19 protein-coding genes are annotated in these 16,612 nt (G+C 59.8%); 10 read left to right on the forward strand and 9 right to left on the reverse strand.

Annotated elements, in window-relative coordinates:
• A partial coding sequence (locus AC07OV_RS09740) for a hypothetical protein (RefSeq protein ID WP_495092126.1) occupies positions 1-227 on the forward strand: 227 nt, incomplete at its 5' end.
• Positions 228-263: 36 nt separating this feature from the next.
• Here the strand turns inward: AC07OV_RS09740 and tyrS are convergent.
• Positions 264-1,463, reverse strand: coding sequence for a tyrosine--tRNA ligase (gene tyrS, locus AC07OV_RS09745; RefSeq protein WP_065881612.1), 1,200 nt, complete (start codon positions 1,461-1,463; stop codon positions 264-266).
• 209 nt (positions 1,464-1,672) lie between these two features.
• On the opposite strand from tyrS, the gene AC07OV_RS09750 reads away from it, so the two are divergent.
• Positions 1,673-3,076, forward strand: coding sequence for a peptidoglycan DD-metalloendopeptidase family protein (locus tag AC07OV_RS09750; RefSeq protein ID WP_178920261.1), 1,404 nt, complete (start codon positions 1,673-1,675; stop codon positions 3,074-3,076).
• Positions 3,077-3,079: 3 nt separating this feature from the next.
• A complete protein-coding gene (locus tag AC07OV_RS09755) occupies positions 3,080-4,171 on the forward strand; it encodes an anhydro-N-acetylmuramic acid kinase (RefSeq protein ID WP_495092127.1) in 1,092 nt (363 codons plus the stop codon).
• A 65-nt stretch (positions 4,172-4,236) separates the two neighbouring features.
• On the opposite strand, the gene erpA is transcribed toward AC07OV_RS09755, so the two are convergent.
• On the reverse strand, positions 4,237-4,587 hold the full coding sequence (gene erpA, locus AC07OV_RS09760) for an iron-sulfur cluster insertion protein ErpA (protein WP_003176443.1): 351 nt from the start codon (positions 4,585-4,587) through the stop codon (positions 4,237-4,239).
• Between the two features lie 165 nt (positions 4,588-4,752).
• Entirely contained in the window at positions 4,753-5,787 is a 1,035-nt protein-coding gene (argC, locus tag AC07OV_RS09765) for an N-acetyl-gamma-glutamyl-phosphate reductase (RefSeq protein WP_494997359.1), read from the reverse strand.
• A 135-nt stretch (positions 5,788-5,922) separates the two neighbouring features.
• Between argC and hemJ the strand changes: the two genes are divergently transcribed.
• From hemJ to coq7, 6 genes are all read left to right on the forward strand, one after another.
• The gene (hemJ, locus tag AC07OV_RS09770; RefSeq protein WP_176996586.1) at positions 5,923-6,351 is read left to right on the forward strand and encodes a protoporphyrinogen oxidase HemJ; all 429 of its coding nucleotides are present in this window, start codon (positions 5,923-5,925) and stop codon (positions 6,349-6,351) included.
• 24 nt (positions 6,352-6,375) lie between these two features.
• Complete coding sequence (locus AC07OV_RS09775) at positions 6,376-7,338, forward strand: NAD(P)H-dependent flavin oxidoreductase (protein ID WP_178920257.1); 963 nt, start codon at positions 6,376-6,378, stop codon at positions 7,336-7,338.
• Positions 7,339-7,406: 68 nt separating this feature from the next.
• A complete protein-coding gene (locus AC07OV_RS09780; protein WP_495092128.1) occupies positions 7,407-8,372 on the forward strand; it encodes a DUF805 domain-containing protein in 966 nt (321 codons plus the stop codon).
• A 63-nt stretch (positions 8,373-8,435) separates the two neighbouring features.
• A complete protein-coding gene (locus tag AC07OV_RS09785; RefSeq protein WP_495092129.1) occupies positions 8,436-9,224 on the forward strand; it encodes an SDR family NAD(P)-dependent oxidoreductase in 789 nt (262 codons plus the stop codon).
• 46 nt (positions 9,225-9,270) lie between these two features.
• Entirely contained in the window at positions 9,271-9,609 is a 339-nt protein-coding gene (locus AC07OV_RS09790; protein ID WP_010206940.1) for a histidine triad nucleotide-binding protein, read from the forward strand.
• 118 nt (positions 9,610-9,727) lie between these two features.
• Positions 9,728-10,375: a 2-polyprenyl-3-methyl-6-methoxy-1,4-benzoquinone monooxygenase gene (coq7, locus tag AC07OV_RS09795; protein WP_176996590.1), complete on the forward strand. Its 648-nt coding sequence runs from the start codon at positions 9,728-9,730 to the stop codon at positions 10,373-10,375.
• Between the two features lie 56 nt (positions 10,376-10,431).
• Here the strand turns inward: coq7 and AC07OV_RS09800 are convergent, their stop codons facing one another.
• Positions 10,432-10,854: an OsmC family protein gene (locus AC07OV_RS09800; protein ID WP_005792019.1), complete on the reverse strand. Its 423-nt coding sequence runs from the start codon at positions 10,852-10,854 to the stop codon at positions 10,432-10,434.
• 247 nt (positions 10,855-11,101) lie between these two features.
• On the opposite strand from AC07OV_RS09800, the gene crp reads away from it, so the two are divergent.
• Positions 11,102-11,746: a cAMP-activated global transcriptional regulator CRP gene (crp, locus tag AC07OV_RS09805; protein WP_099585649.1), complete on the forward strand. Its 645-nt coding sequence runs from the start codon at positions 11,102-11,104 to the stop codon at positions 11,744-11,746.
• Here the strand turns inward: crp and AC07OV_RS09810 are convergent.
• The 5 genes from AC07OV_RS09810 to trpE form a co-directional block, all read right to left on the reverse strand.
• Complete coding sequence (locus tag AC07OV_RS09810; protein ID WP_495092130.1) at positions 11,743-12,438, reverse strand: lipoate--protein ligase family protein; 696 nt, start codon at positions 12,436-12,438, stop codon at positions 11,743-11,745. The genes crp and AC07OV_RS09810 overlap by 4 nt on opposite strands.
• A gap of 152 nt (positions 12,439-12,590) precedes the next feature.
• Entirely contained in the window at positions 12,591-13,427 is an 837-nt protein-coding gene (trpC, locus tag AC07OV_RS09815) for an indole-3-glycerol phosphate synthase TrpC (protein ID WP_494997354.1), read from the reverse strand.
• Positions 13,424-14,473 (reverse strand): anthranilate phosphoribosyltransferase, encoded by a 1,050-nt coding sequence (trpD, locus tag AC07OV_RS09820; RefSeq protein WP_016972406.1) that lies wholly within the window; start codon positions 14,471-14,473, stop codon positions 13,424-13,426. Before trpD ends, trpC begins: the two co-directional genes overlap by 4 nt.
• Before the next feature lie 9 nt (positions 14,474-14,482).
• Positions 14,483-15,076 (reverse strand): aminodeoxychorismate/anthranilate synthase component II, encoded by a 594-nt coding sequence (locus tag AC07OV_RS09825; protein ID WP_078050412.1) that lies wholly within the window; start codon positions 15,074-15,076, stop codon positions 14,483-14,485.
• A gap of 10 nt (positions 15,077-15,086) precedes the next feature.
• Positions 15,087-16,568 (reverse strand): anthranilate synthase component I, encoded by a 1,482-nt coding sequence (gene trpE, locus AC07OV_RS09830; protein ID WP_495092131.1) that lies wholly within the window; start codon positions 16,566-16,568, stop codon positions 15,087-15,089.
• Between the last annotated feature and the right edge of the window lie 44 nt (positions 16,569-16,612).

The following is a 16,612-nucleotide window of genomic DNA, read 5'->3' on the forward strand; positions in this document are numbered from 1 at the left end:
TTTCAGAAGCTTTCGAAGATTTCTTCAACAACTTCAATCACTTGCGCTTCCGATCTCTCGTCAGCGGGAGGCGAATTCTACAGCGTTACACGCTGCTGTCAACACCTCTTTTTCAACTTCCTTTTGGCTTCGATGAACTGAAGCAACTTACCGTCAAAACCTACATAACCCATTGTTTATCAAGGAGTTTTCCGTTTCGACTGCGCCGGAAGTGGGGCGAATTATAGACAGATATAATTCGCCGTCAACACCTAATTTCAGCTTTATTCGGATTTGAGCGTGATACGCGCAAACGCCTTCTTCCCAGCCTGGCAAACGTGGGTAGCGCCCAGCTCGTATATAAAGGTGCGATCGACAACCTCACCATCTATACGCACACCACCCGACCCCAGAAGGTCCCGCGCAACCGCCGAGTTCTTAACCAGGCCCGCCTTATTAAGGACAGCCGCAATTGGCATCGCCTCAGCAGCAGACAGCTCGATCTCCGGTAGATCATCCGGCAACTCGCCATCCTTCATACGGTTGCCCGCCGCGCGGTGAGCATTGGCTGCAGCCTCTTCACCATGGAACCGCGCAACAATCTCTTCCGCCAGCTTGATCTTCACATCACGCGGATTGGCACCCGCCTCGACTTCAGCACGCAGTGCATTGATCTCATCCATCGAGCGGAAGCTCAACAGTTCGAAGTAACGCCACATCAGCGCATCCGGAATAGAGACCAGCTTGCCGTACATCACACCCGGCGCCTCTTGGATACCTACATAGTTGCCCAACGACTTGGACATCTTCTTGACGCCATCCAACCCTTCCAACAAAGGCATGGTGAGGATGCACTGGGCTTCTTGCCCATACGCACGCTGCAGCTCACGCCCCATCAACAGGTTGAACTTCTGGTCGGTACCGCCCAACTCAACATCCGCGCGCAAGGCCACCGAGTCATAGCCCTGAACCAGCGGATAAAGGAACTCATGGATAGCGATCGGCTGGTTAGTGGAGTAACGCTTGTCGAAATCATCACGCTCAAGCATCCGCGCAACGGTGTACTGAGACGTCAGGCGAATGAAGTCGGCCGGACCCATCTGATCCATCCACGTGGAGTTGAACGCCACTTCGGTCTTGGCCGGATCGAGAATCTTGAATACCTGGGTCTTGTAGGTCTCGGCATTGTCGAGAACCTGCTCACGAGTCAACGGCGGACGCGTAGCACTCTTGCCGCTCGGATCGCCGATCATCCCAGTGAAGTCACCTATAAGGAAGATGACCTGATGCCCCAGCTCCTGGAACTGACGCAGCTTATTAATAAGCACGGTATGACCCAGGTGCAGATCCGGCGCAGTCGGGTCAAAGCCGGCTTTAATACGCAGGGGCTGGCCACGCTTAAGCTTTTCGATCAGCTCAGCTTCCACCAACAGTTCTTCCGCACCACGTTTTATCAGCGCTAGCTGCTCTTCAACCGACTTCATAACAGACCCGCAAGGCTCAGATTCAAAAGGGAACCAACCATACAAGATCAGGGACTAATTACAAGTTTTGCCCTGCGAACGGACACCGTTCAACAAGCCCAGCGTTCGCGAGCTTGCGCCACAGATGATTTGGTTATATTTTATACAGTTATTTCATCTTCATCATGTCATTCATCTTTTCCATTTCATCTTCAAAGTCAAAATTACTTATGACCACAGAACCGTCTAAAGCGCCGCCGCTTTACCCGAAGACCCACTTGCTCGCCGCAAGTGGCATCGCCGCCCTTCTCAGCCTGGCACTCCTGGTATTCCCTTCCAGTGACGTAGAAGCCAAACGAACATCCCTGAGCCTTGACCTGGAAAGTCCTGTTGAACAACTGACACAAGATCAAGACGCTTCCGACGCCCAACAAGCCACAAATGCGCCAACCGAATCGCCGTTCGCACAGATAGAAAGCACACCTGAGGACACCCAACAGGCTACCCAGGAAGCACCCGCCGCCAAGAACCCTCAACACCGCGAAGTCATCGTGGCCAAGGGCGACACGCTTTCCACCCTGTTCGAGAAAGTCGGGCTGCCCGCCGCAACCGTTAATGAGGTGCTGGCAAGCGATAAACAAGCCAAGCAGTTCACACAGCTCAAACACGGCCAGAAGCTTGAGTTCGAACTGACGCCCGACGGCCAGCTAAACAACCTGCACAGCAGCGTCAGCGACCTCGAAACCATCACCCTGACCAAGGGCGCCAAGGGTTTCGCCTTCAATCGCGTCACCACCAAACCGGTCATGCGGTCCGCTTATGTACATGGCGTGATCAACAGCTCCCTGTCGCAATCCGCCGCCCGTGCCGGCCTGTCCCACAGCATGACCATGGACATGGCCAGCGTGTTCGGCTACGACATCGACTTCGCCCAGGACATCCGCCAGGGCGACGAATTCGACGTGATCTACGAGCAGAAAGTCGCCAACGGCAAGGTGGTCGGCACCGGCAACATCCTCTCGGCACGCTTCACCAACCGCGGCAAGACCTACACCGCCGTGCGCTACACCAACAAACAAGGCAACAGCAGCTACTACACGGCTGACGGCAACAGCATGCGCAAGGCCTTCATCCGCACGCCAGTGGACTTCGCTCGCATCAGCTCGCGTTTCTCCATGGGTCGCAAGCATCCAATTCTGAACAAAATCCGCGCCCACAAAGGCGTCGACTATGCCGCTCCACGCGGTACGCCGATCAAAGCAGCAGGTGACGGCAAGGTGCTGCTGGCAGGACGTCGCGGCGGCTACGGCAATACCGTAATCATCCAGCACGGCAATACCTATCGGACCCTGTATGGCCACATGCAAGGCTTCGCCAAGGGTGTGTCCACCGGCAGCAACGTGAAACAGGGCCAAGTGATCGGCTATATCGGTACCACCGGCCTGTCGACCGGCCCGCACCTGCACTATGAGTTCCAGGTCAATGGCGTCCACGTCGACCCACTGGGCCAGAAGCTGCCGATGGCCGACCCGATCGCCAAGGCAGAGCGTGCGCGCTTCCTGCAACAGAGCCAGCCGCTGATGGCACGCATGGATCAGGAACGCTCCACCCTGCTGGCCTCGGCGAAGCGTTAAGCCATGACGCTCTATATAGGTGTGATGTCCGGGACCAGCCTTGACGGCCTGGACATTGCCCTGATCGAACAGGGCCCGGCGATCAACCTGATCGCCACGCATTACATCCCCATGCCGGACACCCTGCGCACCGAGCTGCTGAGCCTGTGCGCCAGCGGCCCGGACGAAATCGCCCGCTCCGCCATTGCCCAACAGCACTGGGTAAAACTCGCCGCCCAAGGCATTCACACCTTGCTCGACCAGCAAAACCTCAAGCCCCAGACCATTCGTGCGATTGGCAGCCACGGCCAGACAATCCGCCACGAACCTGCGCGGGGCTTTACCGTCCAGATCGGCAACCCCGCGCTGCTCACGGAGCTGACCGGCATCACCGTGGTCAGCGACTTCCGCAGCCGCGATGTTGCCGCAGGCGGCCAGGGCGCACCGCTGGTCCCCGCTTTCCACGAAGCACTGTTTGGCGAGCGCACTGGTAACCGTGCGGTATTGAATGTGGGAGGTTTCAGCAACCTCAGCCTGATCGAAACCGACAAACCTGTAGCCGGTTTCGACTGCGGCCCAGGCAACGTCCTACTGGATGCCTGGATCCACCTGGTCCGCGGCGAACACTTCGACCGCGACGGTCAGTGGGCAGCCAGCGGCCATGTCATGCCACAGTTGCTCAACGCCCTGCTCAGCGATCCGTTCTTCGTGACCAAAGGCCCGAAAAGCACCGGGCGCGAAGTGTTCAACCTGGGATGGCTGCAACAACACCTCGGGCGTTTGCCGGCATTCCCGCCACAAGATGTGCAAGCGACGTTGCTGGAACTCACCGCCGTTACCATCGTCGAGTCCCTGCAAGCGGCCCAATCCAACACCGAAACCTTGCTGGTCTGCGGCGGCGGCGCCCACAACGCCACGCTGATGCATCGCCTGGCAGCACTGCTACCTTCCACACAGGTCGCCAGCACCGTCGCTTACGGTGTAGACCCTGACTGGGTCGAGGCCATGGCCTTTGCCTGGCTGGCCCACTGCTGCCTGGAAGGCATTGCCGCCAACCGCCCCAGCGTCACCGGCGCACAAGGGCTTCGAGTACTGGGCGCGATCTACCCCGCTTAAGCCCCAGACAGCAAAACGCCGCTTGACCTATGGAGGCCAAGCGGCGTTTTTGTATCCGCAATCGATCAGATCGAGAACGAAGACCCGCAACCACAGGTAGTGGTGGCGTTAGGGTTCTTGATCACGAAACGCGAACCCTCCAGACCTTCCTGGTAATCCACCTCGGCACCTGCCAGGTATTGGAAGCTCATCGGGTCCACGACCAGGCTTACGCCCTCGCGCTCAACGATGGTGTCGTCATCGGCCACATCTTCATCGAAGGTAAAACCGTACTGAAACCCTGAACAACCGCCGCCCGTAACAAATACGCGCAGCTTCAAGCGATCATTACCCTCTTCATCGACCAGGCTCTTCACCTTGTGCGCAGCACCGTGGGTGAATTGCAAAGCCGTGGGGGTGAAGGATTCAACGCTCATGCTGATAATCTCCCGGCGTACCGCCGCCATATGCGTAATGGCGGGCATTATCCGCTTCTCCTAGAAAAGCGGTCAACTATTGTTACGGTATATCAATCGGCGTTGCCGCCATTAAAAACACAAAAGGCCCGATCAACGGGCCTTTTGCTGAGCGGCTAAACAGCCTTAAGGCAGCATGCCCGCGTGGGACAGGCCCAGCTTCTCATCCAGGCCGAACAGGATGTTCATGTTCTGCACCGCCTGGCCCGACGCGCCCTTGACCAGGTTGTCGATCACCGACAACACCACCACCAGGTCGCCATCCTGCGGACGGTGCACGGCAATCCGGCACACGTTGGCGCCGCGCACGCTGCGCGTTTCCGGGTGGCTGCCAGCCGGCATCACGTCGACAAACGGCTCATTGGCATAACGCTTTTCAAACAACACCTGCAGGTCGACCGAGCGATCCACCACGGTTGCGTACAACGTGGAGTGAATGCCACGGATCATCGGGGTCAGGTGCGGTACGAAGGTCAGACCTACGTCCTTGCCCGCAGCGCGGCGCAAGCCCTGGCGGATTTCCGGCAAGTGACGATGCCCTTTTACCGCATAGGCCTTCATGCTTTCCGACGTCTCGGAATACAGCGAACCCACCGCAGCACCACGGCCGGCACCGCTGACACCCGACTTGCAGTCGGCGATCAGGCGCGAAGTGTCCGCCAACCCAGCTTCCAGCAACGGCAGGAAGCCCAGCTGCGTAGCCGTTGGATAGCAACCCGGCACCGCGATCAGGCGTGCCTGCTTGATCTGCTCACGATTGACTTCCGGCAGTCCGTAAACGGCTTCTTCCAACAACTGCGGCGCACCGTGAGGCTGGCCGTACCACTTGGCCCACTCATCGGCGTCTTGCAGGCGGAAATCCGCCGACAGGTCGATCACCTTGGTGCCAGCCGCCAGCAGTTCACCTGCCAACGCATGGGCAACGCCGTGCGGCGTAGCAAAGAACACCACATCACAGGCGCCCAGGGTCTTGATGTCCGGAACGCTGAATGCCAGGCCGTCGTAGTGGCCTCGCAGGTTCGGGTACATATCAGCCACGGCCAGCCCGGCCTCGGATCGGGAAGTGATGACCACCACCTCAGCTTGCGGATGCTGAGCCAACAGACGCAGCAATTCGACACCGGTGTAACCCGTGCCGCCGACGATACCGACCTTGACCATAAACCTGCCCTCAACGAACCCACTGGAAAGCCGTCGATAATAGGGGCCGCATCGTCCTGCGACAACCGTCAACGTGACGTACGGGCGCATGAGCCACTACTATCGTGGCTACCGTGAACCTGGGAATAACTAAAAATGCTTTATCTATGGGTCAAAGCCTTCCACATCATCAGCATCGTCTGCTGGTTTGCCGGGCTGTTCTACCTGCCACGCCTGTTCGTCTACCACGCCCAAAGCGAAGACACCGTCAGCAAGGAACGCTTCAGCCTCATGGAGCGCAAGCTGTACCGCGGCATCATGGGCCCGGCGATGGTTGCGGCACTGATCTTCGGCGGCTGGCTGATCTACCTCAACCCGAGCATCTTTCATTCGGGCGGCTGGATCCACGCCAAGCTGACCCTCGTGGTACTGCTCATCGGCTATCACCACATGTGCGGCGCGCAGGTAAAACGCTTCGCCCGTGGCGAAAACACCCGCAGCCATGTCTTTTATCGCTGGTTCAATGAAGTGCCCGTTCTGATATTGCTGGCTATCGTAATTTTGGTCGTGGTCAAACCGTTCTAACTTCAATCACACGGGGTACCTCCAATGTCGCTGCCCGCTCTGCTTGAACAACGTCTGCGCCTGCCCGTGGTGGCGGCGCCGATGTTCCTGATTTCCAACCCGCAACTGGTCCTGGCGTGCTGTCGCAATGGAGTGGTGGGGAGCTTTCCCGCCCTCAACCAGCGCGAAAGCAGCGGCTTCAAGGCCTGGCTGGAAGAAATCGAGGCGGGCCTGGCACAGCTGGACAACCCCGCACCGTATGCCGTCAATTTGATTGTGCATAACAGCAACCCACGGCTGGAGGCCGACCTGGCGATCTGCGTCGAGCACAAAGTGCCGATCGTCATCACCAGCCTGGGGGCTGTGAAAGAGCTGGTCGACGCCGTCCACAGTTACGGTGGCCTGGTGTTCCATGACGTCACCACCCGACGCCATGCCGAAAAAGCCGCCGAGGCCGGTGTCGATGGCCTGATCGCCGTAGCAGCGGGCGCCGGTGGCCATGCGGGCACCTGGAGCCCGTTTTCCCTGATTGCCGAGATTCGTCAGTTCTTCGACAAGACCTTGCTGCTGGCCGGTTGCCTCAACCATGGCCACGAGATCCTCGCCGCTCAACTGCTCGGCGCCGACCTCGCCTATTTCGGCACACGCTTTATCGGTACCACTGAAAGCCACGCGCCGGATGCGTATAAAGAGATGCTGCTCACATCGCGCGCCGCCGACATCGTGCACACTCCCGCAGTCTCCGGCGTGCCCGCAAGCTTCATGCGCCAGAGCCTGGAAAACGCCGGCTTTGACCTCGCCGCCCTGCAGGGCAAGGGCGAAGTCAACTTCGGTTCCAAGCTTAAGCCGTTGAGCGACGAGGCCAAGGCGTGGAAGACTGTATGGTCTGCCGGCCAAGGCGTCGGTGAGATTGATGATTTGCCCAGCGTCGATGAACTGATTGCCCGCCTGGATGCCGAATACCGCAAGGCACGCGAGCAAGCAGCGCAATTGCGCTGGCCACGCTGACCCAACCGCAAGGCCTGCCAACCGAGCAGGCCTGCACCCCCTCCCAGACAAGTGACAAGGATGCCCGCATGAGCGACAACCGTTTCAAGATTGTGTTTGACGGAGCCTTGCTCCCGGGTGTCGAAAGCACCACTGCCAAGCTGAACCTCGCCGAACTGTTCAAGAGCGACGTGGACGCCATCGAAAAACTCTTCACAGGTCGCCCGGTCGCGCTCAAGCGTGACCTTTCCCGTTCTGACGCTGAAACCTACCTCACCGCACTGAAAAACGCCGGCATCGATGCGCGTATCGAAGCCGAACAACCCGTGGCCTTCAGCCTGGCAGAAGCCCACGAGACCGATTCCGGCTCCGCTAGTTATTCACGCCCCGCCGCATCGCCCTACGCGCCACCCCGCGCGGCCGTCGGTGATAACGGGGCAGAATTCTCGACACTCAAGGTGTTCACCATCCATGGCCGTATCGGCCGCCTGCGCTACCTGGCGTGGACACTGGTGTTGACCCTTGCAATGCTCGTAGCGGGCGGCATTATCAGCACCGTCAGCTTTGCCGTGGCGACCGCTTCGCCGACGTTGGGCGCCATTATTGGTGTGCTGCTGGGCTTGGCACTGTGTGTGGCGATTGTTTGGGTCAGCGTGCAAATCGGAGTGCAACGACTACATGACTTGGGCTGGTCCGGCTGGCTGTGGCTCTTGCATCTGGTGCCACTGGTAAACAGCGTCTTCCCTATCCTGCTGCTGGTATTGCCGGGTAACGCTGGTGCCAACCAATATGGCGCGCCACCACCGCGTAACTCCACGGCAGTAAAAGTCTTGGCCGCCCTGTGGCTCGCGTTTATTCCACTGATGTTCGGCCTTTTGCTGACGCTGGGTATGAACGGCTACCTGAACCAACTCGAAGCCAATATGGACAGCAGCTATGAAAGCAGCTCCATCACCTCCGATGACGCCACCGATCAAAGCGTCACCGTTGATGAAGAAGAGCGCGCGCAAAGTGCTGACGACACAGCCGAACCTGTAGACTCTCCAGAACAGTGAAGAAACGCCCGTCGCCTGTGATGCCTCTGTCACAGGCCCGGTCGCGTTGCGATGGAGAAAGGCATGACCCGTTACGCTCTGATCACCGGTGCCTCCAGCGGCATCGGCCTGGCCTTGGCCGAAGCATTGGCCCGTCGCGGCCGCAGCTTGATTCTGGTGGCCCGCCAGCGTGATCAGTTGGAAAGCATTGCAATCGAATTGACCCAACGGTTTGGCGTCGAAGTGCTGTTTCGGGCCTGCGACCTGGGCGAGCCGCTGCGCTTGTCCGGTTTTTTGCTGGAGCTTGAAGAGGGCGAGCGGCAGATCGACCTGTTGGTCAATTGCGCCGGTATCGGCACCAGCGGGCCGTTCCTAGCCCAGGACTGGATGACCGAACAGGACCTGATCGAAGTCAACATCCTGGCCCTGACCCGTATGTGTCACGCGCTCGGCAACGCGATGGCGCTACAGGGGGGCGGGCAGATCCTCAACGTGGCCTCGGTTGCAGCCTTTCAACCCGGCCCGTGGATGAGCAGCTACTACGCCAGCAAAGCGTATGTACTGCACTTCTCCGAAGGCCTGCGCGAAGAGCTGAAGACCTGTGGCATCAAGGTCTCGGTGCTCTGCCCCGGCCCAACGCGCACTGCCTTCTTCGGCACGGCACAGATGGACACCACCAAGCTCGACGCCAGCGAAAAGCTGATGAGTTCCGAGGAAGTGGCACTCTACACGGTGCGCGCGCTGGAAAAGAACAAAGCCATCATCATTCCCGGCCGACGCAACCGCTGGATCACTTTCAGCCCACGACTCAGCCCGCGCTGGCTGACACGCAAGATCGCCGGCGCCATCAACAAGGCCTATTGCCCGCGCTGAACGCCTGGGTACACTCACCCTGCACTTTCATAATGGAGAAACAGCTGTGGATACTCTGTTCACCAAGATCATCAACAGAGAAATACCTGCGGACATCATCTACGAAGACGACCAGGTCCTGGCCTTCAAGGATATTCATCCAGCGGCGCCCGTGCATTTCCTGGTCATTCCGAAGAAACACATCCCGACCCTCAACGACCTGACCGAGGAAGACAAAGCCCTGGCCGGTCATATCCTGTTCACCGCCCAGCGCCTGGCCGTGGAACAAGGCTGCGAGGAAGGTTTCCGCGTGGTGATGAACTGCAACCCGAAAGGCGGGCAGACCGTTTATCACATCCATATGCACGTGCTGGGTCAGCGCCAAATGAACTGGCCCCCGGGCTGATCACCCTTTGGGCGGCGGTCGCGGCCTGCAGGCTGCGACCCTATGCCCTTGACTCAGCGCAAACGCTCGCCCTTCTCTTGCGGTAAACTGGCCGCCGAGATTCTTCCCGGAGGTCAGCATGACTACCCAACGTCACTACTCGCCGATTGATCGTCTGTTGCTGCAAGCCGACATGGCCATGCGCACGTTGTTGCCGTTCAGCGGCCAACCGTACCGCCCGTCGCCCGCCATCGTGCAGCCCGACGCACAGTTGAGCGAGACCGACACCCGCCATGTTGCCGGCCTGATGCGCATCAACCATACCGGTGAAGTCTGTGCCCAGGCGCTGTATCAAGGCCAGGCCCTGACCGCCAAGTTGCCGCAAGTGCGCGCAGCCATGGAGCATGCCGCCGAAGAAGAGATCGACCACCTGGCCTGGTGCGAACAACGCATTCGCCAGCTCGGTAGCCATCCCAGCGTGCTGAACCCACTGTTCTATGGCTTGTCGTTCGGCATCGGCGCCGCCGCCGGCTTGATCAGCGACAAAGTCAGCCTGGGTTTTGTCGCCGCCACCGAGCATCAAGTATGCAAGCACCTGGATGAACACCTTGAGCAACTGCCCGCCGAAGACGAAAAGTCCCGGGCCATTCTTGAGCAGATGCGCATCGACGAAGAACACCACGCAGAAAGCGCGCTGGATGCTGGCGGCTTCCGTTTCCCGGCGCCGGTGAGGTTTGGCATGAGCCTGTTGGCCAAGGTCATGACTAAAAGCACATACCGAATCTGAGCCGAAAAAAAGGGCGCTATCACAGCGCCCTTTCTTTTTGCCCACCGATTGCGCGATCAGCCCAATTCGATGATTTCGTAATCATGGGTGATGGCCACGCCAGCCGCACCCAGCATGATCGACGCCGAGCAATACTTCTCGGCCGACAGCTCGATGGCACGCTTGACCTGGGCTTCCTTCAACGCCCGGCCCTTCACCACGAAATGCATGTGGATCTTGGTGAACACCTTGGGGTCTTCAGTGGCGCGCTCGGCTTCCAGGAAGGCCTCGCAGCTTTCCACGGCCTGGCGGGATTTCTTCAGGATGCTGACCACGTCGAAATTGCTGCAACCGCCCACGCCAAGCAGGAGCATTTCCATCGGGCGTACGCCCAGGTTTCGGCCACCGGCTTCCGGCGGGCCGTCCATGACCACCACATGGCCACTGCCCGACTCACCGAGGAACATGGCTTCGCCCGCCCATTGGATGCGTGCCTTCATCGCCCAGACTCCACTGCTAAAAAAGGGTCGCCAGCTTAGCACAGGGTCAGATCGCTACAGCGTTTCCCATCAAAGCGATCAATAGCAGGCTTTCCCCAGTAAATTGGCTAATCGAGTCAGAATGTGTCTGGTAAGCTGGCGCCAGCGAAATGGCGCATTGCCATCCTTTGTACAGCGTGTATCAATGCCGATACCTCTGGATAAAAACAACTCCAACCACACCGTGCAGTCTTTTCGGGATACAACCATGGTTGCTCTTACTCCCATACCCAAGATCAAGAATCTCGACAAACTGTTGATGCACTGCCAGCGTCGCCGCTACCCCGCCAAGCACAACATCATCTGCGCGGGGGAACGTTCCGAAACACTGTTCTTCATTATCAAAGGTTCGGTCACCATCCTGATCGAGGATGAAGACGGCCGCGAAATGATCATCGCCTACCTGAACACTGGCGATTTCTTCGGGGAATTGGGCCTGTTCGAGCAAGCCGGAAAAGAGCAGGAGCGCAGCGCCTGGGTGCGGGCCAAGGTCGAGTGTGAAGTGGCCGAAATCAGCTACACCAAATTTCGCGAACTGGCCCAGCACGATCCCGACATCCTGTATGCCCTGAGCGGCCAGATTGCCCAGCGCCTGCGCGACACCACCCGCAAAGTGGGCGACCTGGCATTCTTTGATGTCACCGGGCGTGTAGCTCGCTGCCTGCTGGAGTTGTGCAAGCAGCCCGACGCAATGACCCACCCCGACGGCATGCAGATCAAAGTCACACGCCAGGAAATCGGGCGCATTGTCGGCTGTTCGCGGGAAATGGTCGGGCGCGTGCTCAAGGACCTGGAAGAACGCAACCTGGTGCACGTCAAAGGCAAGACGATGGTGGTGTTCGGGACGCGTTAACCCGGCAGGAACCCGGCCAGCATCGTACGGTACAGCTCATCCAGCCGACTGATTGCCTCCGGTGCCGGGAAGGCTTCGTGCAAGGCGATGTGGCTCGCGGCGCGAACACGCTGATCGAGGCCGCAGGCTTCATTGAAGCGATTGACCGCCGCGATCAGTTCTTCACGGTCGTTTTCCAACAGCAATGCGCCGTGGATCAGGCCCACCGGGCGCCCGCCGCTTTGTCGCCAACGCTGTGCGGTGCCGACCATCTTGCGGCCATTGAGGTTGACGTTGTAACGACCATCGCAAAACGCCCCGTCGATTTCGCCAACGGAGGCATCACCGCCCAACTCGATCAGCAAGTCGCAGATCGGCTGGCACAAGCGCAGGTAGCCGGTTTCGATACGCCCCTGGTCGCCTTCGCTGCGGGGCGGCGCATAAACCAGGGCGATATTGACCGTGGCACTCGACTGCGGCACCGGCTCGCCACCGGTTTCCCGCAGCAATACGGGCCAACCGGCATCGGCCGACACCTGGCTGGCGGCGTCGAAGGCCGGCAAACGGCTCAAGCGACGCGGCATGACGAGGGCTTGATCGATGGGTTGCCAGAACAGCAGGCCGAAGTCCTGTTCGCCTGCGCAAACGGCGGCCAACAGGGTTTGCTCGGCGGCAAGGCCTGCTTCAACCGTCATCCTTACTGGCTTATCCATCAACACCCGCCTCCCTGAACAAACACAATGCCCCTGTAGGAGCCGGCTTGCCGGCGATGGCATCACTTAGGTGCCATAGAAACACCGAGGTGTCTGCATCGCAGGCAAGCCAGCTCCCACAAAAGCCAGCCCCCACAGTTACCGCGTTTCGATCAGTCTAATGTGGAACCGCTGACCGCCACACCACGCTCCGGGAAGAACAGGCGCTGCAATTCCGCCCCCGGGTTCTCGGCACGCATGAAGGTCTCGCCCACCAGGAACGAATACACCCCACTGATTTCCATCAACTCGACATCGGCACGGTTGACGATGCCACTCTCGGTGATCACCAGGCGGTCGCGCGGGATGCGCGGCAGCAGGTCGAGGGTGTTTTCCAGGCTCACTTCAAAGGTGTGCAGGTTACGGTTGTTGACCCCCACCAGCGGTGTGTCGAGGGTTTTCAGTGCGCGCTCCAGCTCATCGCCGTCGTGCACTTCCACCAGCACATCCAGGCCAACGCTTTTGGCCACGGCCGCCAGCTCGGCCATCTTAACGTCGTCCAGTGCGGAGACGATCAGCAGCACGCAATCGGCGCCCAGGGCACGGGCTTCGACGATCTGGTACGGGTCAACCATGAAATCCTTGCGGATCACCGGCAACTTGCACGCAGCGCGGGCCTGCTGCAGGAACAGGTCGGAACCCTGGAAGTAATCGATGTCGGTCAGTACTGACAGGCAAGTTGCGCCGCCCTTCTCATAGCTGGCGGCAATTTCTGCCGGTACGAAGTGCTCGCGGATCACACCTTTGCTCGGCGAGGCTTTTTTCACCTCGGCAATTACGGCCGGCTGCTTGAGCTTGGCCTGGGCAATCAGCGCATTGGCGAAACCACGTGGCGCATCAGCAAGCTTCGCCTGGCTTTCCAGCTCGGCCAAACTTACGCGGGCACGGCGCTCAGCGACTTCTTCGGCTTTGCGGGCCAGGATCTTTTCCAGAACGGTCGGCACACTCATCCTTCATTCTCCATCTTGAACACCGCAGTAAAGGCACCCAGTTCTTCGAGCTTTTCGCGAGCGAGCCCGGTGTGCAATGCATCGTGAGCGAGGGCCACGCCCTCCTTAAGACTGTAGGCGTGATCGGCGGCATACAGCGCCGCACCGGCATTGAGCACAATCATTTCTGCCGCTTTCTGGCCATTTTCGGTCTTGCGACGCCCCAGGGCATCGCGGATCAGCTCCAGCGAGGCGGCCGGGCTTTCCACCGACAGACCGTGCAGGCTCTGGCTCTTCATGCCCAGGTCTTCTGGCTCGACCCAATATTCGGTGACCTGGTCATTCTTCAGCTCCGCGACAAAGGTCGGCGCCGCCAGGCTGAATTCGTCCAGGCCGTCCTTGGAATGCACCACCAGCACATGCTTGCTACCCAGGCGCTGCAAGACTTCGGCCAATGGCCGGCACAACGCCTGGCTGAACACGCCCACCACCTGGTGCTTCACGCCGGCCGGATTCGTAAGCGGGCCGAGCATGTTGAACAGAGTGCGCAGGCCAAGGTCCTTGCGTGGACCGGCAGCGTGCTTCATCGCACCATGGTGCGACTGGGCAAACATAAAGCCGATGCCGACGCTGTCAATGCAGCGTGCCACTTGCACCGGGGTCAGGTTCAGGTAGATGCCGGCCGCTTCCAGCAAGTCGGCACTGCCGCTCTTGCCGGATACGGCACGGTTGCCGTGCTTGGCCACGGTGCAACCCGCCGCCGCCACGACAAAAGAAGACGCCGTCGACACGTTGAAGATGTTCGCACCGTCACCGCCGGTGCCCACCACATCCACCACGCCGTCGAGGGTGTTGAGTTCGACCTTGTCCGCCAGCTCGCGCATCACCGACACAGCACCGACGATCTCGTCGATGCTCTCGCTCTTCATGCGCATCGCCATCATGAACGCGCCGATCTGCGCGTCGGTGCATTGACCGGTCATGATTTCGCGCATCACATCGCTCATTTCAGCGGTGCTCAGGTCCAGGTGGCCGACGATACGGCTCAGGGCAGTCTTGATATCCATGGAAAGTCCTTAGCGCGTGCCGCCGCTCTGCTTGAGAAAGTTGGCGAACAGCTCGTAGCCCTGCTCGGTCAGGATCGACTCGGGGTGAAATTGCACCCCCTCGATATTCAGTGTCTTGTGGCGCAGGCCCATGATCTCATCGACCGAGCCGTCTTCCAGCTGGGTCCAGGCGGTCAGTTCCAGGCATTCCGGCAAGGTTTCGCGCTTGACCACCAACGAGTGGTAGCGGGTCACGGTCACCGGCAAGTTAAGCCCATGGAACACGCCCAGATCATGATGAAATACCGGGCTGGTCTTGCCGTGCATCACCTGGCGCGCGCGCACCACGTCACCGCCAAAGGCCTGGCCGATGGACTGGTGGCCCAGGCACACGCCCAGGATCGGCAACTTGCCGGCGAAATACTTGATCGCCTCCAGGGAAATGCCCGCCTCGGTCGGCGTGCACGGGCCAGGCGAAACCACGATGCGCTCCGGGTTCAGGGCGGCGATCTCGGCCACGGTCAGTTCGTCGTTGCGCACCACCTTGACCTCGGCACCCAGCTCGCCCAGGTACTGCACAACGTTGTAAGTAAAGGAGTCGTAGTTATCAATCATCAGCAACATGGGGCAAACCTCAGGAATTGGGAGTCTGTTCAGCCAGCGCTACAGCGCGGAACATCGCGCGGCGCTTGTTCAGGGTTTCTTCCCATTCGAGGGCCGGCACCGAGTCGGCAACAATCCCGCCACCGGCCTGCACGTGCAGCTCCCCGTCCTTGATCACGGCGGTGCGGATCGCAATCGCCGTATCCATGTTGCCGTTCCAGGCGAAATACCCCACGGCACCGCCGTAGACACCCCGTTTCACCGGTTCCAGCTGGTCGATGATTTCCATCGCACGAATCTTCGGCGCACCCGACAAGGTGCCCGCCGGCAGAATCGCGCGCAGTGCGTCCATCGCGGTCAGGCCGGCCTTCAGCTCGCCGGTGACGTTGGACACGATGTGCATCACGTTGGAGTAACGCTCGATGACCATCTTCTCGGTGAGCTTCACCGAACCGATTTCCGAGACGCGCCCGGTATCGTTGCGGCCCAGGTCGATGAGCATCAGGTGCTCGGCGATCTCTTTATCGTCGCTGAGCAGGTCTTCTTCCAGTGCCTGGTCGGCCTCTTCGGTCGCGCCACGGGGGCGAGTACCGGCAATCGGGCGCACGGTGATCAGGTTGTCTTCGACCCGCACCAGCACTTCCGGCGAGCTGCCCACCACGTGGAAGTCACCAAAGTTGAAGAAGTACATGTACGGCGTCGGGTTGAAGCAGCGCAGCGCGCGGTACAGATCGATCGGCGCGGCCTTGAAGTCGATGGACATGCGTTGCGACGGCACCACCTGCATGCAGTCACCGGCGAGGATGTATTCCTTGATGGTGTCGACGGCGCGCTCGTAGTCATCCTGGGTAAAGCTTGAGCGAAACACCGGGTCGGCGGCCGGTGGACGGCTGAGGTCCAGGCCACGACGCGGGGTGATCGGCTGGCGCAGCTTTTCCAGCAAGGCCTCAAGGCTGGCCTGGCCCTGTTCGAACGCATCCGCCTGGGCCGGGTCGGCGAGCACGATTGCATGCATTTTGCCGGCAAGGTTGTCGAACACCACCACCGCGTCGGAGACCATCAGCAGAATGTCCGGCACACCCAGCGGGTCCGGGTTCGGGCATTTGCCCAAACGCTTTTCCACATAGCGCACGCAGTCATAACCGAAATACCCCACCAGGCCGCCGTTGAAGCGCGGCAGGCCAGGGATGGTCGGCACGTTGTAGCGCGCCTTGAAGGTTTCGACGAACGCCAGCGGGTCTTCTACGTCGTGGCTTTCGATCTCGACGCCATCATGGGTGATGCTCACATGGTGGTCATGCACCCGCAGAACGGTGCGGCACGGCAAGCCGATGATCGAGTAACGGCCCCACTTCTCGCCGCCCTGTACCGATTCGAGCAGGTAGGAGTTGGGCTCGTCAGCCAGTTTCAGGTAGATCGACAGCGGCGTGTCGAAGTCGGCCAGGGTTTCGCAGGCCAGGGGAATGCGGTTATAGCCGGCAGCGGCCAAACGCAGGAATTCTTCGCGGATCATGTGTGCCTCGTGGCTTGAGGGTCTAACAGTCAGGTATGCAAACG

Source organism: Pseudomonas sp. GW821-FHT09A09 (assembly GCF_059418405.1).